A 25,132-nucleotide genomic window follows, 5' to 3' on the forward strand; every position below is an offset into this window, starting at 1 on the left:
GCTCGCCGGCTCATGCGACCATACCCGAGGCCTTAAGAGCGGGCCGCTCAGCCTCCTATTTGGTCTTGCTCCGGATGGGGTTTGGCATGCGCGCACGATCACTCGCGCGCCGGTGGGCTCTTACCCCGCCATTTCACCCTTACCCTTGCGGGCGGTGTATTTTCTGTGCCACTTTCCGCGGATCGCTCCGCGCCGCCGTTAACGGCCATCCTGCCCTATGGAGCCCGGACTTTCCTCTTCCCTGTTCAGGAAGCGATCGCCCGACTCACTCCGGCCTGATTAGATTAGCATCTTTTCGATTCGGTCTCCCACGCGCCACCGCGGCAGGGCTGACGCAAAAAAGCGAGCGGCCGCCCGTGTCAATCTAGAGCGAAAGTTGCTGTGATTGAGCCGAAGCCCTGAGTGCTGCCGAAGGGGAAGAATCCCGGAGCCTTCCTTTTCTGTCATTCTAGAGCGGAGTCTGCGCAGCGAAGAATCCCGGATCCGGGTTCCTTCGCTTCGCTCAGGATGACTCAAAAAAAGAGCCCTCAGCTCTTCTACCGCGTAGTCGCGAAAAGATGCGTTGCGCAGATTTTCGCGTCTTCTCACTGCGGGTGCAGGGGCCGCAGCCCCTGGCCGTGGCGACGGCAGCGCAGTATTGAGCCGTTGGCAGGGGCCGCGCCCGCCAACGGCGGGCGGCCTTAACATTGGGTGCAGGGGTCACCCCTGCCCAAGGAGGTGCGGAACCCACGGTGGGTTCCGCATTCAATCAAGTGATTGCCCCCTGCTACGAGCTCGGCTTCTCCGCCTGATCCTCGTAGTACAAAACGCGCTGGCAATTCGGGCAGAAATGTATCTGCAGATGCTTCTGGATCTCGTTGTACAGCTGTGGTGGCAGCCGCATCCTGCATCCCTGGCAGGTCCCGCCCTTGGCCAGCGCCACCGCGACGCCGGCGCGGCGGCTGAAAATCATCTGGTAGCGCGCGAGCAGATTCGCATCGACATTCTCGGCGACCTTCTCGCGGGACTTGCGATACTTGCCGATGTTGCGCTTGAGCTCTTCGACTTCCGCCGCGATTTCCTTTTCCGCCGCCGTTAGATCGACGCGTCCCTTGGCGATCGCTTCGGTGAGCTCTTTGATTCGCGCAGTCCGCGCGTCCGCGCCTTCCATCGACGTGAGCAACTCGGTCTCGAGCCGCTGATTGGTCTCCTTCAACGACTCGATCTCGTGGGTCAGCGCCTGCAATTCCTTGTCGTTGCGGACCAGCGTCAATCGCATCCGCTTGTTGCGGATTTTGATTTCGCCCTCGGCCAGTTCACGCTCGGCCTTTTTGCGGGCGGCAGCTAATGCCTTGTCTTGTTCGGTAAGGCGGTCGAGTTCGGCCTGGTTGTTCTGGTTCTCATCGCGAAGTTGGTCAACTCGCCCAGCAATCGATGTCAGCGATTGCTCCAACTCTTGCAGTTGCCGGTCGATGACCTGGAGGTCCATCAGCCGGTTTATCTCTTCACGCAATTCTTCCCTCCGCTAAAGTTGTGCGCGTCGCGCAAAGTTTTTGTTCGTCATCGTGATTCAGCGACACCGCCCCTCGAATTGCATCGCGGGCACGAATGGTATGGGCCCACCAGGATTTGAACCTGGGACCAGCCGGTTATGAGCCGGCAGCTCTGAACCTGGCTGAGCTATGGGCCCTCTGAAATGCATCAGGCTGCCCTGATGGTAGCAAGTTCGCGTCCAAGACTTAAGGGCTGATCGGTTAAACATTCATTCAACTTATGTGCATGCGTTCCGCATCTTTGTTTTAACATCAGGTGCAGGGGCCGTTGGCACGGCTGGCCAGTATTAAGAGACCGCGCGCCCGCGGCAGAGGCCGCGCCCGCAAACGGCGGGCGGCCTTACCACTGGGTGCAGGGGTCACCCCTGCTCACCCCTGCTGCCGTCGATGCGCGATCACGGCCTGCGCAGCAGCCGCCGCCTCGCCGGGTTCGGACTCGCGCGCCGACACCTCGGCTGCGCTCTGGCGCAGTCGCCCCAGTTCATGCGCATGGCGGCGCCGCTCGAGCGCGCCGACGTAATCGACGACCAGCGCGCGGCATTTTGCCAGCTCATTGGGATTTTTCTCAGTATCGTCGCCGATATCATCGGTCAGCGGACCGACCGCAAACTCGCTGATTCGGCTTTGCTCCTCGGGCGACAGCCGCTCCGCGGTCCATTGTTCCAGCGCAGTGTATGCTTCGTCGGTCCGGCACAGGTCGGCGAGCACGCCGCCCAGGCGGATCTCCTCGAAATTCGCGCTGGCGCCCGACGATGCGATCTCGGCGCGCAGTTCAGGATGCAACAGTGCAATCGCGACGAGGCCAATCTCGGCCTTCGAGCCTGCGTCGCCGCTCGACGCAGCAGGTGGCTTCGCAGTCGCCGCGCGGTCGCGCGCGAAGCGCGACGATTGGTTCCGTGTCGATCCTGATTGCGGCCCGCGCGCCTCTTTGCGCAGAACTTCCTCGCCAATCGAGAGCAGGTCGGCGGCTTTGCGTGCCAGCAGATCGAACTGGAACGGATCGTCGACCAGCTTGAGCATCTCGGCGACGCGATTCGCCGCGCGTGCCCGCTCGGCGATCGATCCGCGCGCCTCTCCCGCCTGTTCGCTGAGAAAATAATCGACCAGTAACTCGGATTTCTCGATCAGCTCCGCGAACGCGGCCGCGCCGCGCTGGCGAACGAACGTATCGGGATCGAAGCCCGACGGAATAAAAATCCCGCGGCCCAGCAATCCCGCCTGCAAAAAAATCTCCAGCGCCCGCATCGAGGCCTTGCGCCCGGCCGGGTCGCCGTCGAAGCACGCGATCACCTGTTTCGTGTATCTGCTCAGCGCGCGCAGCTGCTCGACCGTCAGCGCCGTGCCGCATCCCGCCACCGCTTCCTTGAAGCCGGCCTGCCACAGCGCAATCACGTCGAAGTAACCCTCGACGATAATCGCGCGGTCTTTGCCCGATGATACGCTCGAGGAAATCGCCTGGCGCGCTTCGAACAGCCCGTACAGAGTCCGCGCTTTCGAGTACAGCGGCGATTCGGGCGAGTTGATATATTTGGGCAGGCGCGCGTCGAGCACGCGGCCGCCGAATGCGATCGCGCGGCCCTGCGCGTCGCGAATCGGGAACATCACGCGCGCACGAAACATGTCGTATGCGCTGTCGCCGTCCTTTTTGACCAGCCCCACTTTCACGCCCGCGTCGCGCAGTCCGCGCCGTTCCAGCGCCTTTGCCAGGGAAGCCGGCCGGCTCGGCGCAAATCCGATCATGAACGCGCGCGCGGTCTCGACGCTGATCCCGCGCGACTTCAGATAGTCGCGCGCGAGCGCCCCGTCGGCCGTGTTCCACAGCACGTGCGCAAAGAACTCCGCGGCGACCTCGCTGGCCTTGAGCATCGCCTCGCGCTCGCCCGCGGCGGGCCCGGATTGATCGTGCTGCGGCAACGTCACGCCGTACTTGCGCGCGAGCGAACGCACCGCTTCGGGAAAGGTCAGACCCTCGACGCGCATTATGAAATTGAAAACGCTGCCGCCCGCGCCGCATCCGAAGCAATGAAAGAATCCGCGCTCGGCATTCACCGAGAACGACGGCGTCTTCTCGTTGTGAAACGGACACAGCCCGACGAAGTTGCGCCCCGCCCGGCGCAGCCGCACGTGCGCGCCGACAATCTCGACGATATCGGCGCGCGACCGGACTTCCTCGATCTTGTCGTCGCCGAAACGTCCCATCAGCCGCCCACCACCGTCCGCAACCGCTCGGGATAGTTCGTCATGATACCGTCAACGCCGGATTCGATCAGCGCGCGCATCCTGGAGTCCGCATCCACCGTCCAGGTGTACAGCTTCAGCCCGCGCTCGTGCGCCGCCTTGCACAGATCGGAGGTCACCATGTCCCAGCGCGGATTGATTGAATACGCGCGCATCGCAACCGCGTTCATCATCAGGTCAACCGGCTTCTCCTCGGCAAGCAAGCCGATGCGAATGTTGAAATGCAGCTGCTGGAGTTTTTTGAGATATTCCCAATTGAAGCTCGACACGATACTGTCGCCCAGCGCGTTGCGCGCCTGCATGATCTGCGCGACCTGATGCTCGAGGCCGCCCGCTTTGAGCTCGATATTGAGCCCGCACTTGCCGCCGGTGACGGCGAACACTTCTTCGAGCGTGGGAATTTGCGCGCCCTTGAAGGGGCCGCCCTTGAACTTCGCGCCCGCGTCCAATCGCTTGAGCTCCGCCAGCGTCAGCTCCGCGACTTCGCCCTTGCCGTCGGTCGTGCGCTCGACGGTATCGTCATGAATCACCACGACCGCGCCGTCGCGGCTGAGCTGAACGTCCAGTTCGCACATGTCCGCGCCCGCGTCGATAGCGGCGCGAAACGCGCTCACGGTGTTCTCGGGAAAACTGCCGCTCGCCCCGCGATGGGCTATGTTCAGCACAGCCCGCCTCCACCACGATGGAACAATTGAAGTCTGATAATGATGCGAGTTTACGCGTTCGTCGCGCGCACGCGCAAACCCGCCCACCTGATCTTGTCAACAATACTCACGCGGGCGGGCCTCGAAAGAAATCCGCGCGGATGCCAAAGTCAAAGGCCGGGAAATATGCAACGCGCAGCGCCGTCCAGACGAACTTACACCAGGGCGATATTCCGGACCCATTCGCACCTCGCGGATGAAGCCGCCGGAATCCTCGTGGCTGGCGGCGCCATCGGATGCGCCGTCGCCGGGATGAAGTTGCCGCGGGCCCGCGAGGATAAGACCGTCGCGCTCGAAGCGTACTTCGACCGGATCTCCACGACCGAGCTGTCGCGACTGAGACTCATGATGGAGCAGGCCGGGATGCTCGCTGACGCCGCGCGCGGCAGCACTGGCGACAGTGTTCGCAACGGGAGCGTCAGGAGAATCGTCGATCCGGGATGGTCCACGCTTTGGATGAAACGGTTCGGACCGTTTCGCGTCGGACGGCGAATGTTGATCGTGCCGCCGTGGAAGCGTGAGAATGAGCGCGGCCGAACCACCGTCGTCATCCAACCCGCGCGGGCTTTCGGCACCGGGCATCATCCCACGACGGCAGGTGCGCTGCGCGCGATCGAATCGCTGATAGGGGCGCGCGCGCCGAAGTCGATCCTCGATGCCGGCACCGGCTCGGGAGTATTGGCGATCGCGGCGGCGCTGCTCGGAATGCGCGACGGCCTCGAGCGCGAAATAATCGCCATCGATACCGATCCGACGGCGCTGGAAAACGCGCGTTTCAATGCGCGCCTGAACGGCGTGGAAAACTCGATCCGATTCTCATCGGTGCCGCTCGCTTCGATTCATCGCCACTTCGATCTGATCGCGGCCAACATTCTGAGCCATACATTGATCGAACTCGCGCCGCATCTGAAGCGCCTGGTCGCGCCCGCCGGACGGCTAATCCTGGGCGGGTTTCTCGCCGACGAGGCCGGCGAAGTGCTGGCTCACTATCGGTCGCCGCTGCGATGCCTCAGCCGCAAGACGCATCGCGGATGGACGACGGCCGTGATGGCGCGAGCGCCACGCTGATGGGTATTTCGCTGTCGCCGCGGCGTTTTTCGATTCCTCGCGCGCCGGACGCAACCGGGCTCGCGCACGTCGAGGGAGCGGAGTTGCATCACATGCGCACGGTCCTGCGGCTCGCGGTCGATACGCGCGTGTCGTTGCTCGATCCTGCGGGCGTCGAGCATCAGGGCACAATCGAGCGCTACGAACGCGACCGCGCCGTGGTTCGCATCGAGTCATCCTCATCGCAATCGTCTTCGCCCGCCCGGCCTCGAATCATTCTGGCCGCCGCAATCGTCAAAGGCCCGCGAATGGACTTCGTGGTCGAGAAGGCGGCAGAGTTGGGCGCGTCGGAGTTATGGCCGATCGTCAGTGCGCGCGGGTTGGTCCGTTCACCGGGCGCGGATCGGTTGGCGCGATGGGGCAGGCTCGCGATCGCCGCCGCCAAGCAAAGTCATTCCCGGGCCGCGATGGACGTGCGATCGCCGATCGGCGTTGAGGACATGGTTCGCGGCGTGCCGCCGCAGACGCTCGCCGTCATCTGCGCGAAGGGGGGAGAACCGCTCGCCGGCGTGATTCGACGCTTGCGTCCGCGTGCGATATTGATAGCGGTCGGACCGGAGGGCGATTTCGACGATGACGAGCGCGCGAAAGCCGCGAACGCGGGATTCGTTGCGGCCGGACTTGGGCCAAATCGCCTCAGGAGCGAGACCGCGGCGGTGGCCGCGGTCAGCATAGCGGCGGGGTTACTTCACGATGCGCAAGGGTCAAGCGAAGATGCCGAAACGGAATAAACCGATGGCGCGAAAGCTCGCGTTCATCATGGACCCGCTCGAACGGGTGCTGGTCGACAAGGACACGACGTTCGCGTTCATGCTCGAGGCGCAATTCCGCGGCCATGAAATCTATGTCCTCGGCATTCGCGACCTTTACGCGCGCGGCCCGAATGTGATCGCGCGGGCGCGGCGATGTGAGGTGATGCGCGGGAGTCCTCATCACCGGTTCCTCGACGAGGGCGCCGAGTATCCGTTGGAGACTTTCGACGCGATCCTCATGCGCAAGGATCCGCCCGCCGATGCGGCTTATCTCTACGCCACGATGCTGCTCAGCCTGGCCGACAGCAGGCGCACCTTTGTGCTCAACCATCCGGCGGGACTTCGCGAGGCCAACGAAAAGCTCTACTCGCTGAATTTTCCCGACGCGATTCCGCCAACGCTCGTCACCTATGAAATTCCGCGGCTCAAGACTTTTCTTGATGAACAGGGCGGCGAGATGATCGTGAAGCCGCTGGACGGGCATGGCGGCGAAGGCGTGTTTCTCGTCACGACCAAGGATCGCAACCTCGGCGCGATTCTCGAGACGGTGACGCAATACGAGTCGCGTCCAATCATGGCGCAGCGCTATATCCCCGAAGCTCGCAAGGGCGACAAGCGGCTGATCGTGCTCGACGGAGAACCGCTAGGATGCACGCTGCGGGTGCCGCGCGAGGACGAGCATCGCGGCAACATCCACGTCGGCGGCACTTGCGTAAAGGCGCCAATCACGGCGCGCGATCGCGATATCTGCCGGATGCTGAAGCCGCGCCTGGAGCGCGACGGGCTGTACTTTGTCGGCCTCGACATCATCGGCAACTACCTGACCGAGGTTAATGTGACGAGTCCGACCGGGGTGCAGGAGATCGATCGGCTCGACGGCGTGAACCTGGAAGGCAAGGTGATTGATTTCGTCGAGTCGCGGATGGCGGGCCTCAAGCTTTGAGTGGGCCGTTGCAAGGCGGGGCAATCATCGGTACGAATGATGATTCGCCCTGATCGCCCTGGCGCGAGCGTGTTCAAAGACGGTGGGCAGGTAGCTCAGTCGGTAGAGCAAAGGACTGAAAATCCTTGTGTCGAGTGTTCGATTCACTCCCTGCCCACCAACCAACTCGCGCGCCATGAGCAGCTAACGACCGTTAGTGCATTTTCGCTTTTTCGTTTTGCGTTTGCTGGCGTCACGAGCCGTGGGAGCGGGCCTGGCCGCGCTGACGTGCGCCGTCTGCATGTCGCAGGCTCGACAGCGGGCGATGGCGGCGCATCTGATGACGCCGCGACGGCAGATCGTTGATTGTCAAGATGCGCAGGCGCTCAAGCAGGCAACGTGGCTCGATGCCGAGCGCGGCGCAAAGATTGTCGAAGCTGAAGATATCCGCGCGCCTGGCGAGGGCCGCATCGCCGCCCGCGCCGAACCAGTTTCTGGCCTCGACGAAGTCGCGGCGGCGCTCACCGTCTTTCGCATTCACATTTCGCAGGTAGCATCGAATCGCGTCTTCCAGAACGGCCAGCAAGAGTTTCCGTTCACCCTCGACAACCTCATTGCGCCTGACCAGATCGAGGTACTGTCCGGGTAGCAGGAGTCCGGCGTCGATTCCTTTTTCGTATGACATGAAGCCGCGTCCGTTGGGAATTTCGAAATTCTTCCGCTCCGGAATTTCGTCCGCCTCCGACAATGCCTGAGTCCGCATCAGCGCTAGGTTAAGGTCCGCGCGATGAAGAGCCTACCAGAGCAGTGTTTCAGCAATATGAATTCGCAGCTGGAGAACACGCCTAGGCGGTGAAGTGAATGACGCCCAGGATTATTTCCAGCAAAATCAGCAGCACGACAACGACTTCGAGCAGTACCAGCCGGCGGTCGCGGGCGACGTCCAGGACCAGAACCAGCGAGTCCTGGATGCTCTGGAGCTTGCTGGTCAGCGCAGCGTAACGATCGACGAGATCAAATTCATCGCGCAGGTCGTCGTAGATGAGGTCCATCGCGGGGTCTTCCCATGCAGCGTCGGGCTTGTCGAGCAGATGGAGCACGGCGAGAACTTCGGTGCGCGACGAAATCGCCTCGCCGATGAAGCGATGCAAGGGAGTAATCCGATACGGCACGGTGCCGTGCGACGCCATCCGCTCGACCAACTGCGAGGTCCGCGCGAAGAGGCTGTCGACGATTCGCTCGTAGTATTCCATCGCCGCGCTCTGAGCGACCGTCAGTGCAACGATTTCCGCGCGTTGGGGAGTGAGCTTGTCGACCCGCAGCATCCCGCCGGAAATACCGATCGGTGCGGCAGGATCCTCCAGCACAGAGTAATCCTCGCGGATGATCCGGGTGGTGAGTTTGGGCATGGCGCGGGTGAGGCGTGCGAACAAGCGTTCGCGATGCTCGACCGGAACATCGTGCGAGACGATGGCGCCGAAGGGAAAGATGTAGAGGCCGCCGTCGGGTTCGATCGGCACGAACAACTCGAGCGCTGATATCCTCGCCTCGGGAAAAGCGGGCGCTATCTGGCGGAGCGAAAAGTTCTCCTCGAAAGCTACTGCGTAGAATTGATGAACCCGGCTCGGCATTCGCGTCCTCCCGGCTGGAACCTCACTCGCTCACCCAATTGCCAATAGTCCCAGCCCGATGCGCGCGATGAAAGCGGTTGCGCGGCGGCGCGCGCGATTTGCGCGGGCGCCGTGGGAACTGTCTAATGAATGGATTTGGAGTTCGAGTGCTCCGGCGGCCCCGCAAAGCGGGCTTTGACGTAGCAACACCAAGTCGCTATCAGAAGATTGCTGATCTATCCTCAACTCACCGATTTAAAGAGGTGCGAACTCGTGTCGATTGAAACGATCAATTTGAAAGAGGCGCAAGTTCCGGCCAGCGAGCTGCTCTTCGACCCCAACAATTTTCGGTTTCAGGACTTGGATGGCTTTGTGTCCGCCGCAGAAGATCGCTTCCATGAAGAAGGTGTTCAAGCCAAAGCATTCGACCGCCTCAGAAAAGATGAAAACCTCGTCGCGCTGAAAAAATCTATTCTTCGAAACGGGTATCTCGCAGTTGAGAGAATAGTAGTGCGGCCATACAAGCATGCCAAAACAAAATGGGTGGTTGTCGAAGGAAACCGCCGGCTCGCGGCCGTCAAGTGGATACTTGAGGATCATGCTGCGGGAGTGACAGTCGATCCGGGTATTTTAGCTTTAATTCAAAAGCTTCCGGTGATGATCATCGAGCACGAGGAGGCCAACGAAGCATTTCGCGCGTCTCTTATGGGAATTCGTCATGTGTCTGGTATCAAGCAGTGGGGAGGATACCAGAGGGCGAAGCTCGTCGCGGATATGCGGGATCGCCTAAAGCTTGAGGCCACAGAGATTGCTGAACGGCTGGCAATGTCAACGCAGGAAGTAAATCGTCGCTATCGTGCATTCAAGGCGTTGGCGCAAATGGAGATCGACGAGGACTTCGGTGGTTTTGCAAAGCCTGCGCTCTATCCAATTTTCCACGAGGCGGTATCGATTCCCGTAGTTAGATCTTGGCTTGACTGGAGCGATTCCGATACTCAATTCAAAAACGAAGAGGAGCTACGTCGGTTCTATGAACTTATTACTCCTACTGAGTCAGATGATGATGAGGCGATTAGACCGCCAAAGATTACGACCTACTCTCAAATCCGAGAGCTCAGGGAGATTCTGATAAAACCGGAGGCCAAGAAACTTCTTTTGGAACCGAGCCGATCCTTCCAGGAAGCTCTAAATGTGGCAGCCAGCGAAGCATTGGCGGGCGTTTGGGCGGTGGAAATCGCAGGCGCGATACGCGCGTTGGAAGCGATGGGCATTCATGTTTTGAAGAACCTTTCGGCAGATGATACGGCGCTGCTGAATAGATTGTTGCAGGTTGTCTCGGAGAGACTAAACGACCACAAATCTCTAACGCAAACCAAACCATAGCCTTGTTCATACGAAAGCTCGCACCTCACCACATATAGAGTCTAATGAAGCCTGGTCCCGCCGCAGTAGCCGATTTGATTCTCAGATCGACAAACCTGGAAGCTGCTCCGCTGGAAATAACGGAAATCATTGCAGCAAAGATCCTTGAACAAAACTGGTATGATGAAGTTGCGGCAAGCGAAAAAGCGGAGAGTTGGCAAGCTCCCGTTTTGGTGCGGCTACAGCGTGAACTGAGTTCGCTACAGGAACTAGGTCGGCCCGCACGCATAGCCTTCAATTCCTCATCAGAATACATTTTGCAGGGAGCGTGCTTTGTTGAACCCAATGAAGATCCCGAAGTCGCCAAGCAGAAACAGCGTCGGGCGAAATTGCCAACCTACGCTGCATTGCTCCAAGAGCTTACGCCCGTCGAGTTCGAGAAAATGTGCGGAAAGTTGATAGGCCTCTTAGGCGTTCAGAACCCAACTGTGACGAGGTCCTCAGCGGATGAGGGCATAGATTTTTTTGGCATTCTTTCCATGAAGAGCATGTTCTATCCTCAAGATGTATTCCCGACACTACAGACTCAGCTATCTATTTGGATAGTTGGTCAAGCAAAGCGTTACCAGCAGATCCAAGCAGGAACGGCGGAGGTTCGATCTTTAGTCGGGTCCGTCGCGCTTGGTCGGGCAGCGGCGTTCGGGAGCTTGCAGTCGCCGTTCGCAGACCTGAGGATTCGACCTGCGGATCCGGTATTTGTCATATTAGCGACCACAGGCTCATTCAGCAGCAACGCATGGCGGCTCCTCCAGAGGTCAGGAGTCATCGGCTTCGATGGAGAAATGATGGCTGCCTTTCTTGCCGACCGAAGCATCGGAATCAAAATAGGTGTTGGCTTGGATGAATCGACCTTCAAGCAGTGGTTGGAAGCTTAGCGGAGCTGCTCCGACGGAGAAGCCCGGGACCGGGTTCGATTTGAGATTCCACTTTTGCATCGATGGCGACTTCGCGCATCGATCGCGATTCAAGAAACCCAGCCCCGCCTGTGACTGCTCTGTGGCGGAACTGCGAGGTTCCTATGGTCTCTGTTAGTCCGGACGGTTGCGCGGCGACGTGCGGGATGTGCTAGGCGGCGACGTGCATGGGCGCATCGCAATGTTTGGGCACATCGGCGACACCGCAGTCGGGACCCATCCAGCACACCAGCTTGATTTCATCGCCCACGCTTTCAGAGTGCATCGGACGATTGCAATGCGTGGGCATCGCGGTCTCGAAGCCGCATTTGTCGCATTTTAATTTCGTTGCCATTGCGATCTCCTTCTTTTCCGGGACCTCGATTCGCGCCGGTGGCGGAGTCGAGGAATTAGGCGCAGCGGCTCCCGGCAACCCTTCGACTTCGGCGCGCACTGCTGCCAACTTTCGCGGACCGGTGAAATTGAGCAACAGCGCGTTGCTGACGACGCTGACGCTCGACAACGCCATCGCAAGTCCGGCCAGGGCGGGATTCAGCATGATTCCAAACCATGGATACAGAACGCCGGCCGCGATCGGAATCCCGAGCACATTGTAGAAAAACGCCCAGAAAAGGTTTTGCTTCACCTTGTTCAGCGTCAAGCGGCCGAGCACGAGCGCGCGGACGATGTCATACAAGTCGTCGCGCGTGAGCACGACGTCGCCGGTTTCCTTGGCGGCGTCCGTGCCGGAGCCGATCGCGATTCCGATGTCCGCGGCGGCCAGCGCCGGCGCGTCGTTGATTCCGTCGCCGACCATCGCGGTGAACAGGCCGGATTCCTGGTAGCGCTTGACGAGCGCAATCTTGTCGGCCGGCATCAGTTGCGCCTGGAACTCGTCGATTCCCAATCGAGCAGCGACGGCCCTTGCGACTTCAGCGTTGTCGCCGGAAATCATCACCGTGCGGATGCCCATCCGATGCAGCGCCGCGATTGCGCCGCGTGCCTCGGCCTTGACCGGATCGCGGAATGCAAGCACGGCGGTCACCTTGCGATCGATCGCAAGAAACAGGGGCGTCGCCGCGGATGCTGCTATGCGAGCCGCCTCGTCGCGGGCGCGGGAATCGACCTCGACGCCGACCTGCGCCATCAGCCGGTCGTTGCCAAGCGCGATCTGTTTGCCGCGACGCTCGGCGGTGATGCCCAGTCCCGGCATCTCGCGCGAGTCACCGGGAGCGAATTGCGGGGCGAGATTCCGCGCTTGCGCGCTGGCGGTGACGGCTCGTGACAGCGGATGACTCGATCCGGCGGCGGCGATCGCGGCAAAGGACAGCGCGTTACTCTCGTCGCCGTCGAGCACGGCGAGCGACTCGAGTTCCGGCCGGCCGACCGTCAGGGTGCCGGTCTTGTCGAAGAGCATGACGCGGATTCTCGTGATCAGTTCGAGGGCGGATGCCCGCTTGAATAAAATTCCCGCGCGCAGGCCGAGTCCGCTGCCGACCATAAGCGCAGTCGGCGTCGCCAGTCCCATCGCGCAAGGGCACGCGATCACCAACACCGCGGTCATCGCAGTCAACGCCATCACGAGACTCGGGCCCATCCAGATCCACGCAAAAAACGTGAGCGCCGCGATCCCGATCACCGCCGGAACAAACCGCGCGGCGACCGCGTCGGCGACGCGCTGGATGGGAGCCTTGTCGCCCTGCGCGTCCGCGACCATTCGCACTATCTGTGCAAGTGCCGTCTCAGAGCCAACCCGCGTCGCGCGAACCGTAATCGCAGCCGCGCTGTTGAGCGTACCGCCGGAGACGTCGTCACCCGCCGATTTGTCCACCGGCATCGACTCGCCCGTAAGCATCGACTCGTCGATCGCGCTGGCGCCGGCGACAATCACGCCGTCAACCGGAATTCTGGAAGCGGGCTTGACCAGCACGATGTCGCCGACGGCCAACTCGGCAGCAGGCACGACGCGCTCCTTGCCGTCGCGCACCACAGTGGCAACGTCGGGAACGAGGGTCAGCAAGGAGCGCAACGCAGCCATCGCGCGGCCGCGAGCGCGAGCCTCGAGTAATTTGCCAAAGCGAATAAAAAGGATCAGCTCGGCGGCGGTATCGAAGAATCGCGGACCCGCGAAAAAGATGGCGGGAAAGGTGGTGAGGATTGAGTAGCAGCAGGCGGCGCTGATGCCAAGCGCGACCAGCGTATCCATGTTCGCGGTGCGATTGCGCGCGGCGATCCACGCGCCGCGGTAGAAGGTCAGGCCGGCGGTGAACGTCAGCGTCGTGGCGGCGACGAGCGTCGCGATGCGCGCAGCGGCGCCCTCGCGATCCTGCAAATACATGATGACCGAGGCGCCGATCGCAGCGGCGACCACCCACCGCAGGTTGCGGCGCGCATCCTGGCGATCGAGAGCGGATTCGCCCGCGCCAACGCTGGTCGACTCCGCGATCGCGCTATAGCCGGCGGCCGCGACCCTCGCCTCGATTTCACCGGCAGCAAGTTTGTCGCTGACGCGCGCGATGAGCGTCTCGGCGGCGAAATTTACATGGGCATCGATGACGCCGGGGATGGGCGCGACGGCGTTTTCGATGGTGGTCGCGCAATTCGCGCAATGCATCCCGCGAATTCGGAACCGTTCGATCCTTTCGTCCGCCCGGCCTTCGAGGTTATGTTGCGCGTCCATAGCCGAGCGCAAGCCGGGCGCCGGCTATAGCGACGCCTTGATTGGCCGGCCGGAAATCACTTCGTCGATAAGCCCGTATTCGACTGCTTGCGCCGCGGACATAAAGTTGTCGCGGTCGGTATCCTTCTCGACTTTCTTGGCATTCTGTCCGGTATGATGAGCAAGGATGTCGTTGAGGATTTCGCGAAGACGCAACGCCTCGCGCGCGTGAATCTCGATATCGCTCGCCTGTCCCTCGAACCCGCCGGAGACCTGGTGAATCAGTATCCGCGAGTGCGGCAGCGCATATCTTTTGCCCTTGGCTCCTGCGGCCAGCAACAGGGATCCCATGCTGGCGGCCTGCCCCACGCACAGCGTCGAGACGGGAGGCTTCACGAATTGCATCGTGTCATAGATGGCCAGGCCGGCGGTGACCGAGCCGCCCGGCGAGTTGATGTACATATTGATTTCGCGCTCCGGATCCTCGGACTCGAGGAACAGGAGTTGCGCGGTGACCAGGTTGGCAAGGTCGTCGGTGACGGGCCCGCCCAGGAACACGATCCGGTCCTTGAGCAATCTCGAAAAGATGTCGTAGGAACGCTCGCCGCGGCCGGTCTGCTCGACTACGTATGGTACGAGTACACTCATGATACAAAGGTACTATCTGGATGCACAGCGGGGAAGTGGCGGGCAGCAGACCGCGCCTCCAGCGAGAAAGGCGTTGCATGAGAGTGGCGATGACCGCGATGAACGGAATTTGGCGGGGAGCGATGGTAGCAGCGTCGGCGATATTGCCGGCATTGATTGGCGTCGCGAGCGCTGTAGCGGCGCCACCGATGGAAAAGCACTATTACCTGCCGGATGCGGCCGCGTCGAAGATCGTTTCCGTCGCGAAGACGGGCAACGTAGAGGCGGAAGTAACCGTTCTGACAGAGGCGGTCGCGATCAAGGAGACGGGACCCAAGGAGACCGTCGCTAAATTCGGCGAGGTTTACGCATTCTCGCCAGCCTTCATTGCGATTCGTCGCGAAGTGCCGACGATGCTCACGTTTTGGAATCTGCAACCCGACGACGAGCACGACCTCATGCTCACCGCGCCGGATTTCACCGTCCTGCTGCATTTGACGCTGGCGCCGCTGTCGAAGACGTCGTACGTATTCACATTTCACAAGGACGGAATCTTCCCGTTCTATTGCACGGTGCATCAGCCGGAGATGAACGGGCAAATCCTGGTGCTGCCACCGACCAGCACGAAGTGAGCAGGCACCGTTGGCTCAGGCGGGCTGCTCGATTCGGCGGACGGCGGCTTTCAGGCGATCGACGGTGCGGCGTTTACCGAGCACCGCGATCACCTCATAGATCCCGGGGCTGACGGTGCCGCCGGTGAGCGCGACGCGGACCGGTTGCGCGAGTTGCCCGAGCTTGAAGTTGAATCGCGCGAGGACAGATTCGAAAACCGCCTGCACCGACGACTCGGAGACCTCGCCCTCGATCAATTCGAGCTCCGCCGACAATGCGCGGATGGGTTCCGCGATTTCCGGCTTCAGGAATTTCGCCGCCGCTTTCGAATCGATCTCGATCGCGTCCTTCAGGTAGAACGACGCAAAGTCCACCAGCTCGACGAGCGTCTTGGCACGCTCGTGCAGGGTTGCGACCGCCTTTTCGAGCCACGCGTCGTCGCCCGGAATCGCCCATCCGCGCCCGGCGATGAATGGCTTAATCTCAGCCGCCAGCCGCGGGATCGGCCGCTCCTTCAGGTAATGGAAATTGAGCCAGAGCAATTTTTCGGCGTTGAATACGCCGGCTGATTTTCCGCAAGCGTCGAAGCCAAAATAACTGATCAGTTCATCCCTGGAGAAAATTTCCTGGTCGCCGTGCGACCATCCAAGGCGCGCCAGATAGTTCAGCATCGCCTCCGGGAAATAGCCGTTCTCGCGGTACGCGATCACCGAAGTCGCGCCGTGGCGCTTTGACAGCGGAGACCCGTCGGGCCCCAGCACTTGCGGCAAATGTGCGAAGGCTGGCGGCGTGAACCCGAGCGCGAACGCCATCTGCATCTGGCGTGGGGTATTCGAGACGTGGTCGTCGCCGCGAACGATGTGCGTGATGCGCATGTCGACGTCGTCGAGAATGCTCGCGAAGTTGTAAATCGGCGAGCCGTCCGAACGAACAATGATAAAGTCGTCGAGCTCGGTGTTCTGAAAGACCATCCGGCCCTTCACCAGGTCGTCGACGACCGTCTCGCCATCCAGCGGCATCGCGAACCGGATCGTATAGTTGCGGCCGGCGGATTTGTCGGGCAGCGCCAGATCCGCTGGAAAGCCGAGCCTGCGGCATTTGCGATCGTAAACGGGCCGCCGGCGCTCGCGCTCGGCCTGCTTGCGCTTGGCGTCCAGTTCTTCCGCCGAGCAGTAGCACGGATAGGCTTTTCGCTCGCGCAGCAATTTCAGCGCGGCTTCACGATGCCGCTCGACTCGATTGGTCTGAAAGTATGCCTCGTCTGGCGGACCTTCGTCCCACTCCATCCCGAGCCATTTCAGGTCCGCGAGGATTTCGTCGAGCGACTGCTTGGTCGATCGTTCTCGATCCGTGTCGTCGATGCGCACGATGAACTGGCCGCCGTTGTGCCGCGCGTAGAGGTAGGCGAACAGTCCCGAGCGGACGTTACCGATGTGCAGCGAGCCGGTCGGGCTCGGCGCGAAGCGTGTGCGAACTGTCACCTGTCACTCCCACTCTATCGTCGCGGGCGGTTTCGACGTGATGTCGTAAACCACGCGATTGACGCCCTTGACCTCATTGGTGATACGGCTGGAGACGCGCGCGAGGAAAGCGGGGTCCAGGCGCGCCCAATCCGCCGTCATGCCGTCCATCGACTCGACCGCGCGAATCGCGATCACGCTTTCGTAGCTGCGCCCGTCGCCCATCACGCCCACAGTCTTGAGCGGCAGCAGCACGGCAAACGCCTGCCATAGTTTGAGTCCGAAGCCCGCCGCCGCAGTTTCCTCCATCACGATCGCGTCCGCGCGCCGCAGCAGATCGAGCCGTTCGCGCGTGACCTCGCCAACGATTCGCACCGCAAGCCCAGGGCCGGGGAACGGTTCCCGCTCGACGACCTCCGCCGCCAGCCCGAGCTGACGGCCCACTTCGCGCACTTCATCCTTGAACAACTCGCGCAACGGTTCGACCAGTTCCAGGCGCATCCGCTCCGGCAATCCGCCGACGTTATGATGGCTCTTGATCACCGCCGACGGCCCCTTGAACGAGACCGATTCGATCACGTCCGGGTAGAGCGTTCCCTGGCCGAGGAATTTTGCGCCCTGAACGACTTCCTCGGATTCAAAGACGTCGATGAAAGTATGTCCGATGATGCGGCGCTTTTGCTCGGGGTCGAGCACGCCCGCCAGTCGCGACAGAAAAAGCTCGGACGCATCTGCAAGCTTGAGATCGATCCCGAGCTGTCGCGCGAACGTATTCTCCATTCGCTCGCGCTCGCCCGCGCGCAGCAGCCCGGTATCGACGAACACGCAATGCAGCCGCGCGCCGATCGCGCGATGAATCAGCGCCGCCGCCACGGAAGAATCGACGCCGCCAGACAGTCCCATCAGGACCTTGTCGGCCGGCCCGACCTGATTGCGAATCTCCGCGAGTTTTGTCTCGACAAAATTCGCCATCGTCCAATCGCCGCGCTCGCCGCAGATCTTCAGCACGAAGTTGCGGAGCACCTGCGTGCCGCACGGTGTGTGCACGACCTCGGGATGAAACTGGATGCCGCGGATGCGCCCGTCGCGCGTTTTGATGGCGGCATACGGTGCGTTGTCGCTGTGTGCGATCGGGCACAGCGTGTTCGGAATTGTCTCAACCCGGTCGCCGTGACTCATCCAGACGCGATGCTCCCGCCCGCTGAGCCCTTCGAACAGCACGTCGTCACCGTCTATCACCAGCGTTGCGGGTCCGTATTCGCGCTGTCGCGAGCCCACGCTACGCGCGCCCATGTGCTGCGCGATCACGTACAGGCCGTAACAGATTCCGAGCACCGGACAGCCAAGATTGAGCACCTCGTCGGCGATATCCGGCGCATTGCGCTCGTAGAGACTGGCCGGTCCTCCGGAAAGAATTATCCCGCGTGGATTCATCGCGCGGATTTTTTCGGGCGCGAGGTTGAACGGATGGATTTCGCAATACACGTTGGCTTCGCGCACGCGGCGCGCAATCAGCTGCGTGTACTGGCTGCCGAAATCTAAAATCAGGATCACTGTATATTGAAATATACCGGACCCGGCGCGGCGTACGAAACGCCGTCGCGCTCAATGCTCCACAGCCGCGACCTTATGCGCGCGCGGGCTTGGTGTGCGGCGCGGGCCGGTTGCGAGGCTTGCCGCGCGGCCGTCCCGGCGGACTGCCTTGCACCCACGAGCGGCCGGTGCGCCGAAAATCGAGCCGCAGCGGCGTGCCGACAAGTTCCAGGGATTTCCGAAATCGCGTTTCGATAAAGCGTATGTAATGCGCCGGGATACCGTGTTCGACGTTGGTGAAAAATCGAAGCCGCGGCGGCGCGCTGCCGACCTGCGTCACGTACATCAGGTTCAATCGCCGCCTGTCCACCTGCGGCGGATCCATCGCGGCCGTCGCCTCGGCCAGCGTTCGATTCAGCCGCGAAGTCTGAAAGACTGCGCGCCACGAATCTCCGGCCTGGGTAGCAGCCGGTATGATCCCGTCCACGCCGTCGCCAGTGACCGCTGACGTGAACACCATCGTCGCATAGTCGAGGAACGGGTAGCGCTCGTGCGCGTCGCGGACGAAAGCCGCCAGCTTGCGCCCCTGCTTCGCCGCCACGTCCCATTTGTTGCACACGATCACCATCGCGCGATCGCTGCTGTCCACCAGTCGCGCCAGCCGCGCGTCCTGGTCGGTGATTCCCTCGCTCGCGTCGATCACCAGCAGCACGACGTTCGCGCGACGAATCGTTTCGATCGCCCGGCCCACCGAATGATGCTCCAGCTCGCCTTCGACGCGCGGCGGGCGGCGGATTCCCGCGGTGTCGATTAACAGCACGTCGCGGCCCTGTGCGGATAGCCGCACGTCCACCGGATCGCGCGTCGTGCCGGGGCTGTCGTCCACGATCGCGCGCTCGAAACCCGAGAGCCGGTTGAGAAGCGACGACTTCCCCACGTTGGGGCGGCCGATCAGTGCGAGCCTCAAGTCAGGGGATGCGGCCACGGCGCCTTCGCGCTCGGGCAGCCGCGCGACGACTTGATCGAGCAGCTCGTCGATTCCGCGCCCGTGCGCCGCCGAGATGAAAAACAGATCGTCGCCGCCCAGCGCGTAGAACTCAGCCGCCTCGGCCTCCTGTCCCGGCCGATCGATCTTGTTGACCGCCATGATCAGCGGGCATCCGGTTTCGCGTACCAGCGCGAGCGCCTCGGCGTCGGCCTCGCTCAGCCCCCCCTTGCCATCGAGCATGAACACCACCACGTCGGCCACGCCCACCGCCGCCAGCGCCTCGCCGACGATCCGTTCGGTCATCCGCTCATGGCCGCCGAGCTCGAGGCCGCCGCTATCGACCACGACGAATTCGCGGTCGCCGTGCTTCGCGCGGGCGAAATTGAGGTCGCGCGTAGTGCCGGGAATCGCGCTGGTAATCGCGCGGCCGCCCTTGGTGATTCGATTGAACAGCGTGGACTTCCCCACGTTCGCGCGGCCGACCAGCACCACTGCCGGCAGACCCTCGGCCGCAATCCGCCGCGCTTCGGCGCCGGACGATCCGCGCGGATTCGTCACAGCCCGAACTCCGCGAGCTTGCGCGGATCGCTGGTCCAATCGCGCTCCACTTTGACGACGATTTCCAAAAACACGCGCGCGCCGAGAATTTCTTCGAGCTCGAGGCGCGCCGCTGTGCCAATCTCCTTGAGGGTGCGCCCGCCCGCGCCAATCAGCATGCCTTTGTGCGACTCGCGATCGACAACCACCGTCGCGCTGATCCGCTTGAGCTTGCGTTCCGCGTCGTCTTCGAACTTCTCGACCCTGACGGCGGTCGAGAACGGGATCTCCTGGCGCATCTTGAGAAAAATTTTCTCGCGGACGATTTCTTCGGCGATCATCCGCTCGCTCTGATCGGTGTACTCATCGGGCGACATCAGCGCCGGGCTCACCGGGAGCATCCGCTTCAGAGTCAGCAACAGCTCGGCGATATTCTCGCCGCTCAGTGCGCTGACCGGGACGATCTCGGCGCCGGGAAATCCCTGGTTGATCTCCTCAATTAGCGGCAGCAGTTGAGCGCGCGGGACGCGATCGACCTTGTTGATCGCAACGATCGTCGGACGGCCCAGTGCGCGGATGTCAACCAGCACGGCGCGATCGCCCGTGTTCAGATGATCGCCTGCTTCAACCACCGCCAGAATGACTTCGCCCTCCGCGATCGCGCGCCGCGCCACCTGCACCATGCGCTGATTCAGTTGCTTCTTCGCCTCATGAAGTCCGGGCGTGTCGATCAGCAGGATCTGCGCGTCGTCGTCGGTGCGGATACCGAGAATTCGCCGCCGCGTGGTCTGCGGACGCGGTGTGACGATCGCAACCTTGTGACCCACCAGCCGGTTCACCAGCGTCGATTTGCCGACGTTGGTGCGGCCGGCTACCGCCACGAACCCGGCGCGATGCTCATCCATGGCGCTCACCGCGCTCCTCTTCTATCCGCTCCAGCGCGAGGCGCGCCGCCGCCTGCTCGCTCTGCTTCTTGCTGCCGCCCTCGGCCACGCCGAGATCGCGGCCCGCGATTTTGATTCGGGTGGTAAACCGCCGGGCGTGATCGGGCCCTCCCGTCGCGACCAGTTCGTACACCGGCTGCGTGCGAAAATGGCGGTACGCGATTTCCTGCAATTCGGTTTTGTAATCGCGCTCCGCGGCCGGTCCGCCGATATCGCCGGTGAACAGGCGCTCGACCACTTGCTGCGCGGGCGTGAGTCCGCCGTCGGTGTAGATCGCGCCGATCACCGCCTCGAACACCGCTGCAAGAATCGAGGTCTTCTCGCGCCCGCCGCTTTTTTCTTCGCCTTTCCCCAGCCGCATCATCTCGTTCAATTCAATCGCCTGCGCCTTGAGCGCCAGCGTGCGCGCATTTACGATCGACGCACGCTGCTTGGATAGCGGTCCTTCTTTCGCGCTTGGAAACTTGCGCATCAGCAGGTCTGCGATCGCAAGATCGAGCACCGCGTCGCCAAGGAATTCCAGCCGCTCGTAATGGACGTCGCTGCCGACCGCGGCGCTTGGATGCGTCAGCGCGGTCTCCAGCAGATCCGCTCGCGCGAACGAATAGCCCAGCACACGCTCGAGTTTGGTGCGGGGACTTTCAGTCGGCCCTGCGGCAGACGCTGTCGTCCGCCCACGGCCGAACAATCTCCCCAACCAGTTGCGCGCCTTCAACAGTTGACGCCTCCACCTCGACTTCTCGATTTGTCAGTTCATCGGGCCCCTGCGTCGACACCCGCACGTAGTTGCGGCTGTAGCCCTGGAGCTCGCCACCCGCCCCACGTTCTTCAAGTAGTACCTTAAGTTTTGCCCCGACGAATCGCCGGGCGAATTCCACCCGCTTGCGCTCGCCCAGTGCGCGCATCAGTCCGGCTCGCCGTTTGATCTCCGCCGGCCTCACCCGGCCGGAAAACTTCGCCGCCGTGGTCCCGGCCCGGATCGAATACGGAAACACGTGAAAATACGCAATCGGCAACGATTCGACGAAATTGAAGTACGACTCGAAATGCGCTCCCGTCTCACCCGGAAAACCCACAATCAGATCGGTGCCAATCGCCGCATCGGGCCACGCGCGCAACACCCGCTCGACGCGATCGCGAAAATAGCCGCGCTGATAACGCCGCCGCATCCGCGACAGAGTTTCGTCGTCGCCCGACTGCAGCGGCAGATGCAGATGCGGGCAGAATTTTCCGCTGCTCGAGATTATTTCGACGATACGGTCGCTCAATTCTTCGGGATCGAGCGAGCTTATCCGCACCCGCTCGAGCGGGCATCGCTCGGCGATCATCTCGAGCAAATCGGCGAGTTCGACGGGCGGCTCGAGATCCTTGCCGTAGCCGCCGAGATGAACCCCGGTAAGCACGACTTCCTTGAAGCCGCGCACGTGAAGATCGTCGAGCGCCGCCATCACGCGGCGCGGCTCGACGCTGCGCGATGCGCCGCGCGAAAACGGCACGATGCAGAACGTGCAAAATTGATCGCATCCCTCCTGCAATTTCAGAAACGCCCGCGTGTGACCGTCCAGCGTGACCGCGGCCACTTCGATCGGCCCCTTTTCCTTGCGCAGATTCGTGACCATCACGCGCTCGCCAGCTCCCGAAGCCGCTGCGCGCGCGAGGTCGTCGAGCATCCCGAGTCCGATCACGGCATCGACCTCCGGCGCTTTCGCGAGCACGTCGGGGCTCGCTTGCGCCAGGCATCCGGTCATGATCACGCGCGCATTCGGATTGAGCCGCCGAGCGCGCCGGGCGATACGCAGGCTCTCCGCGTCGGCGCGATCGGTGATCGTGCAGGTGTTGACGATATAGACGTCGGCTTGCTCGCTGAACTCGCGCCGCTGCATTCCCTGCGCGCTCAGGCGCGACGCGATGATCGCCGAATCGTACTGATTGACCTTGCATCCGAGCGTTGCGATCGCGAAGCGCGTTGCCATAGTCAGTTCGCTTGCTCTTCCGTGATCGCCCGTTCGATAAATCCGCCACCAAGCACTTCCTCGCCGCGGTAAAAAACGCACGCCTGTCCGGGTGTCACCGCAGGACCGCCCGACGCAAAGCGAATCTCCGCGCGGCGTCCTGAATCGACGCGCAGCGTTGCCGGGATCGCGCGATGCCGATAGCGAATCTTCACCTCGACGCTCAACTCGCGCCCCGACGCGATGGAATTATCGACCAGGCTGATTCGATTCGCGATCAGGCCCGGAGAATCGAGTTCCTCGCGGCGCCCGGCCACGACCTCGCCCGACTCGGCACGAATCTCGCGGACGTACAGCCGCTCGCCGCTCGCGACGCCGAGGCCGCGGCGCTGCCCTATCGTGAATCGATGCACGCCCGAATGAGCGGCCAACCGTCTTCCGTCGCTGTCGACAACGGATCCGGGGCGGAGTTGCGCGGGCTTGCTTTGACGCTCGACAAAACTTGCGTAATCACCGTCGGGAACGAAGCAGATTTCCTGGCTCTCCGGCTTGTCCGCGGTGGCAAGGCCCAAGGCGCGCGCGCGCGCGCGAACTTCGGTCTTGGTCATCGCACCGAGCGGAAAAATTGTCCGCGCGAGTTCGTCCTGGCCGAGCGTGAACAGAAAATACGACTGATCCTTGGCGTCGTCGGCGGCGCGCAGCAGATGAAACCTGCCGTCTGTCCCCTGCTCGATTCGGGCGTAATGTCCGGTCGCGACGTAGTCAGCCGCCAGCGCGCGGGCGCGGCTCCACAGGCGATCGAATTTGATCTCGCGATTGCACATCACGCACGGATTCGGCGTGCACCCGCCCAGATATTCAGAGACGAAGTTATCGACCACGCGCGCGGCGAAGTCGGCGCGTAAATCAATCACGTAGAAAGGAAAATCCATCCGCTCCGCCACCCGGCGCGCATCCTCGAAGTCGTCATGCGAGCAGCAGGTGCCGCGGCGCTTTGCGATTGGCGCAGACGGCTCGGGCGCAAGCCGCATCGCCACGCCGACCACGTCGTAACCCTGCTCGCGCACCATCGCCGCCGCGACGGAGCTGTCCACCCCGCCCGACATCGCAACCAGCACTCGCCGCCTCATCGTGCGCCCGCCTCCGACAGAGGTTCGGCGGCCGCGACGCGCCGCCACACCTCCGGGATGAGCGCCGCGACGGCTTCGATTTCCTGTGCGGTGTTGTTCCAACCGAGGCTGATTCTGAGTGAGCTGCGCGCGTCGGCAACGCTGCGGCCCATCGCGCGCAACACGTGCGACGGCTCGACGGCTCCTGCCGCGCACGCCGAGCCCATCGACACTTCGACGCCTTCGAGATCGAGCGCGATCAGCATGCTCTCGCCAAGCACGCCCGGAAACGCGAGGTTGAGCGTATTGGGAAGCCTGCCAACCATCGGGCCGTTCAAGCGAAGACCGGGAATCGCTTCGCGGATACGCGCTAACAGCGACGCGGCAAGTGAACCGATTCGAACCGACTCCGCCGCCATCGCATCCATCGCGGCCTTAGCTGCCGCACCGAAAGACACTGCGCCAAGCAGATTGGGCGTGCCCGCTCGCATGCCGCTTTCATGCGGCCCGCCAAAAACGATCGGCGCCAGGCGCCCAAAGTCGCGGACGTACAAAGCGCCAATTCCCGAATGCGCGCCAAGCTTGTGACCGCTCAGTGTCAGCAGATCGCATCCCAGCGCCGCGACCTCGACCGGAATCCGGCCGACCGCCTGCGCCGCATCAATATGAAGCAATGCACCGGCCGCGCCGCACATGGACGCGAGCGGAGCGAGATCCTGAATCGTTCCGACTTCGGAGTTCGCCAGTCCGAGCGTGACGAGCGCCGTCTCGCTATCGAGCATGGCGAGCACGCGCCCGGGATCGACGCGTCCGTCGGCGTCGGGCGCGACTCTCACTGTGTCAAAGCCACGGCGCTCGAGTTCCGCAATCGGAGCGAGGATCGATGAATGCTCGATCTGGGATGAAACAATTTTACGGCGTCGAGAGGCCGCGGTGATCGCGCCGAAGATGGCAAGATTGTTCGACTCGGTGCCGCCGCTGGTAAACACGATCTGCCGCGGCTCGGCGCCGACGATCGCCGCGACCTGCGCGCGCGCAACCTCGAGCATCCGGCGCGAACGCTGGCCCGAGCGATGCACCGACGAGGGATTCCCGCCCATGTCGGCCAGCAGGCGCGAAACCGCGGCGGCAGCCTCGGCGCGAACCGGCGCACCTGCATTATGATCGAGATAAATCGGCATGGACAGTTTTGCTCGCCACCAGTGCGGCGATTAGCTTATCTCACGCCGATCGGCGGAAAAAGAAGGGGTTTCCTCCGCGTAACGCAGACCCGCGCCAATTTCAACTCGACGCGACATTAAATCGATCGTTTGTTACGATCCTGCCGGATGACGTGATCGCATCTTCAATCTTCAAAGGAGATAGAAATATGTCGAACCACTTTACCGGCCTCAGTCTTGGCCCGCCGCTAGGGAAGCTCTGCACAGGTTGCTGCGCAGAGGTGACTGACAGAAGTGATCATGAGGATTGGGTTCAGCGAAGTGGCATCGAGGGGCGGATGGCGCCGCGGTGGTCGGCACCGCGGCTGGTG

At 62.3% G+C, this 25,132-nt stretch carries 21 protein-coding genes, 2 tRNA genes and 1 other RNA gene; 8 read left to right on the forward strand and 16 right to left on the reverse strand.

The window, feature by feature from the left end:
* The 5 genes from rnpB to ABSB13_RS11795 all read right to left on the reverse strand — a co-directional run.
* An RNA gene (gene rnpB / locus ABSB13_RS11775) (RNase P RNA component class A) lies at window positions 1–272 on the reverse strand; the annotation flags it as partial.
* Window positions 273–766: 494 nt separating this feature from the next.
* Window positions 767–1,492 carry a zinc ribbon domain-containing protein gene (locus tag ABSB13_RS11780; RefSeq protein WP_428108577.1) on the reverse strand — a complete coding sequence of 242 codons (726 nt, stop codon included), beginning with the start codon at window positions 1,490–1,492 and terminating at the stop codon, window positions 767–769.
* Window positions 1,493–1,593: 101 nt separating this feature from the next.
* Window positions 1,594–1,669, reverse strand: a tRNA-Ile gene (locus ABSB13_RS11785).
* Window positions 1,670–1,901: 232 nt separating this feature from the next.
* Window positions 1,902–3,731, reverse strand: a complete 1,830-nt coding sequence (dnaG, locus tag ABSB13_RS11790) for a DNA primase (RefSeq protein WP_428108580.1) — start codon at window positions 3,729–3,731, stop codon at window positions 1,902–1,904.
* A complete protein-coding gene (locus ABSB13_RS11795; protein ID WP_428108583.1) occupies window positions 3,731–4,435 on the reverse strand; it encodes a glycerophosphodiester phosphodiesterase in 705 nt (234 codons plus the stop codon). The genes dnaG and ABSB13_RS11795 overlap by 1 nt, the downstream gene beginning before the upstream one ends.
* Window positions 4,436–4,690: 255 nt before the next feature.
* Here ABSB13_RS11795 and ABSB13_RS11800 point away from each other — a divergent pair, with 255 nt between their 5' ends.
* From ABSB13_RS11800 to ABSB13_RS11820, 5 genes are all read left to right on the forward strand, one after another.
* Window positions 4,691–5,542, forward strand: coding sequence for a 50S ribosomal protein L11 methyltransferase (locus tag ABSB13_RS11800; RefSeq protein ID WP_428108586.1), 852 nt, complete (start codon window positions 4,691–4,693; stop codon window positions 5,540–5,542).
* Entirely contained in the window at window positions 5,506–6,312 is an 807-nt protein-coding gene (locus tag ABSB13_RS11805; protein WP_428108589.1) for an RsmE family RNA methyltransferase, read from the forward strand. Before ABSB13_RS11800 ends, ABSB13_RS11805 begins: the two co-directional genes overlap by 37 nt.
* Before the next feature lie 4 nt (window positions 6,313–6,316).
* Complete coding sequence (gshB, locus tag ABSB13_RS11810; protein ID WP_428108592.1) at window positions 6,317–7,276, forward strand: glutathione synthase; 960 nt, start codon at window positions 6,317–6,319, stop codon at window positions 7,274–7,276.
* An 84-nt stretch (window positions 7,277–7,360) separates the two neighbouring features.
* Window positions 7,361–7,436, forward strand: a tRNA-Phe gene (locus tag ABSB13_RS11815).
* 144 nt (window positions 7,437–7,580) lie between these two features.
* On the forward strand, window positions 7,581–7,904 hold the full coding sequence (locus tag ABSB13_RS11820; RefSeq protein WP_428108595.1) for a hypothetical protein: 324 nt from the start codon (window positions 7,581–7,583) through the stop codon (window positions 7,902–7,904).
* Between the two features lie 196 nt (window positions 7,905–8,100).
* Here ABSB13_RS11820 and ABSB13_RS11825 read toward each other — a convergent pair whose 3' ends face one another.
* Window positions 8,101–8,886: an RMD1 family protein gene (locus ABSB13_RS11825; RefSeq protein WP_428108598.1), complete on the reverse strand. Its 786-nt coding sequence runs from the start codon at window positions 8,884–8,886 to the stop codon at window positions 8,101–8,103.
* A gap of 252 nt (window positions 8,887–9,138) precedes the next feature.
* Between ABSB13_RS11825 and ABSB13_RS11830 the strand changes: the two genes are divergently transcribed.
* Together ABSB13_RS11830 and ABSB13_RS11835 are read left to right on the forward strand one after the other, a co-directional pair.
* The gene (locus tag ABSB13_RS11830; protein ID WP_428108601.1) at window positions 9,139–10,248 is read left to right on the forward strand and encodes a ParB N-terminal domain-containing protein; all 1,110 of its coding nucleotides are present in this window, start codon (window positions 9,139–9,141) and stop codon (window positions 10,246–10,248) included.
* Window positions 10,249–10,292: 44 nt separating this feature from the next.
* Window positions 10,293–11,162, forward strand: a complete 870-nt coding sequence (locus ABSB13_RS11835) for a restriction endonuclease (protein WP_428108604.1) — start codon at window positions 10,293–10,295, stop codon at window positions 11,160–11,162.
* 190 nt (window positions 11,163–11,352) lie between these two features.
* Here the strand turns inward: ABSB13_RS11835 and ABSB13_RS11840 are convergent, their stop codons facing one another.
* Window positions 11,353–13,860: a heavy metal translocating P-type ATPase gene (locus ABSB13_RS11840; RefSeq protein ID WP_428108606.1), complete on the reverse strand. Its 2,508-nt coding sequence runs from the start codon at window positions 13,858–13,860 to the stop codon at window positions 11,353–11,355.
* 24 nt (window positions 13,861–13,884) lie between these two features.
* Window positions 13,885–14,487: an ATP-dependent Clp endopeptidase proteolytic subunit ClpP gene (gene clpP, locus ABSB13_RS11845; RefSeq protein ID WP_428108609.1), complete on the reverse strand. Its 603-nt coding sequence runs from the start codon at window positions 14,485–14,487 to the stop codon at window positions 13,885–13,887.
* A 77-nt stretch (window positions 14,488–14,564) separates the two neighbouring features.
* On the opposite strand from clpP, the gene ABSB13_RS11850 reads away from it, so the two are divergent.
* The gene (locus ABSB13_RS11850) at window positions 14,565–15,098 is read left to right on the forward strand and encodes a cupredoxin domain-containing protein (protein ID WP_428108612.1); all 534 of its coding nucleotides are present in this window, start codon (window positions 14,565–14,567) and stop codon (window positions 15,096–15,098) included.
* Window positions 15,099–15,113: 15 nt separating this feature from the next.
* On the opposite strand, the gene gltX is transcribed toward ABSB13_RS11850, so the two are convergent.
* The 8 genes from gltX to ABSB13_RS11890 all read right to left on the reverse strand — a co-directional run bounded on the left by gltX (window position 15,114) and on the right by ABSB13_RS11890 (window position 24,782).
* Window positions 15,114–16,559 carry a glutamate--tRNA ligase gene (gene gltX, locus ABSB13_RS11855; RefSeq protein ID WP_428108615.1) on the reverse strand — a complete coding sequence of 482 codons (1,446 nt, stop codon included), beginning with the start codon at window positions 16,557–16,559 and terminating at the stop codon, window positions 15,114–15,116.
* A 3-nt stretch (window positions 16,560–16,562) separates the two neighbouring features.
* A complete protein-coding gene (gene guaA, locus ABSB13_RS11860; RefSeq protein WP_428108617.1) occupies window positions 16,563–18,092 on the reverse strand; it encodes a glutamine-hydrolyzing GMP synthase in 1,530 nt (509 codons plus the stop codon).
* A gap of 73 nt (window positions 18,093–18,165) precedes the next feature.
* Window positions 18,166–19,617, reverse strand: a complete 1,452-nt coding sequence (der, locus tag ABSB13_RS11865) for a ribosome biogenesis GTPase Der (RefSeq protein WP_428108620.1) — start codon at window positions 19,615–19,617, stop codon at window positions 18,166–18,168.
* Complete coding sequence (gene era / locus ABSB13_RS11870; RefSeq protein WP_428108632.1) at window positions 19,614–20,501, reverse strand: GTPase Era; 888 nt, start codon at window positions 20,499–20,501, stop codon at window positions 19,614–19,616. The genes der and era overlap by 4 nt, the downstream gene beginning before the upstream one ends.
* Window positions 20,494–21,156, reverse strand: coding sequence for a ribonuclease III (gene rnc / locus ABSB13_RS11875; protein ID WP_428108623.1), 663 nt, complete (start codon window positions 21,154–21,156; stop codon window positions 20,494–20,496). Before rnc ends, era begins: the two co-directional genes overlap by 8 nt.
* A 25-nt stretch (window positions 21,157–21,181) precedes the next feature.
* Window positions 21,182–22,513, reverse strand: a complete 1,332-nt coding sequence (gene mtaB / locus ABSB13_RS11880; protein WP_428108625.1) for a tRNA (N(6)-L-threonylcarbamoyladenosine(37)-C(2))-methylthiotransferase MtaB — start codon at window positions 22,511–22,513, stop codon at window positions 21,182–21,184.
* Window positions 22,514–22,515: 2 nt separating this feature from the next.
* Window positions 22,516–23,622, reverse strand: coding sequence for a tRNA 2-thiouridine(34) synthase MnmA (gene mnmA / locus ABSB13_RS11885; RefSeq protein WP_428108627.1), 1,107 nt, complete (start codon window positions 23,620–23,622; stop codon window positions 22,516–22,518).
* The gene (locus ABSB13_RS11890; RefSeq protein ID WP_428108629.1) at window positions 23,619–24,782 is read right to left on the reverse strand and encodes a cysteine desulfurase family protein; all 1,164 of its coding nucleotides are present in this window, start codon (window positions 24,780–24,782) and stop codon (window positions 23,619–23,621) included. The genes mnmA and ABSB13_RS11890 overlap by 4 nt, the downstream gene beginning before the upstream one ends.
* Window positions 24,783–25,132 lie beyond the last annotated feature (350 nt).

It is taken from the genome of Binatus sp. (SeqCode) (assembly GCF_050013435.1).
Classification (GTDB): Bacteria; Desulfobacterota; Binatia; order Binatales; family Binataceae; genus Binatus.

Excerpts from the sequence above, each read along its gene's own strand:
- mnmA (WP_428108627.1), bottom strand. The coding sequence starts at position 23,622 with ATGAGGCGGCGAGTGCTGGTTGCGATGTCGGGCGGGGTGGACAGCTCC.
- ABSB13_RS11840 (WP_428108606.1), bottom strand. The coding sequence starts at position 13,860 with ATGGACGCGCAACATAACCTCGAAGGCCGGGCGGACGAAAGGATCGAA.
- ABSB13_RS11850 (WP_428108612.1), top strand. The coding sequence starts at position 14,565 with ATGAGAGTGGCGATGACCGCGATGAACGGAATTTGGCGGGGAGCGATG.
- ABSB13_RS11820 (WP_428108595.1), top strand. The coding sequence starts at position 7,581 with ATGGCGGCGCATCTGATGACGCCGCGACGGCAGATCGTTGATTGTCAA.
- gshB (WP_428108592.1), top strand. The coding sequence starts at position 6,317 with ATGGCGCGAAAGCTCGCGTTCATCATGGACCCGCTCGAACGGGTGCTG.
- era (WP_428108632.1), bottom strand. The coding sequence starts at position 20,501 with ATGGATGAGCATCGCGCCGGGTTCGTGGCGGTAGCCGGCCGCACCAAC.
- clpP (WP_428108609.1), bottom strand. The coding sequence starts at position 14,487 with ATGAGTGTACTCGTACCATACGTAGTCGAGCAGACCGGCCGCGGCGAG.
- ABSB13_RS11835 (WP_428108604.1), top strand. The coding sequence starts at position 10,293 with ATGAAGCCTGGTCCCGCCGCAGTAGCCGATTTGATTCTCAGATCGACA.
- dnaG (WP_428108580.1), bottom strand. The coding sequence starts at position 3,731 with ATGGGACGTTTCGGCGACGACAAGATCGAGGAAGTCCGGTCGCGCGCC.
- ABSB13_RS11825 (WP_428108598.1), bottom strand. The coding sequence starts at position 8,886 with ATGCCGAGCCGGGTTCATCAATTCTACGCAGTAGCTTTCGAGGAGAAC.
- mtaB (WP_428108625.1), bottom strand. The coding sequence starts at position 22,513 with ATGGCAACGCGCTTCGCGATCGCAACGCTCGGATGCAAGGTCAATCAG.
- ABSB13_RS11890 (WP_428108629.1), bottom strand. The coding sequence starts at position 24,782 with ATGCCGATTTATCTCGATCATAATGCAGGTGCGCCGGTTCGCGCCGAG.
- ABSB13_RS11805 (WP_428108589.1), top strand. The coding sequence starts at position 5,506 with ATGGACGACGGCCGTGATGGCGCGAGCGCCACGCTGATGGGTATTTCG.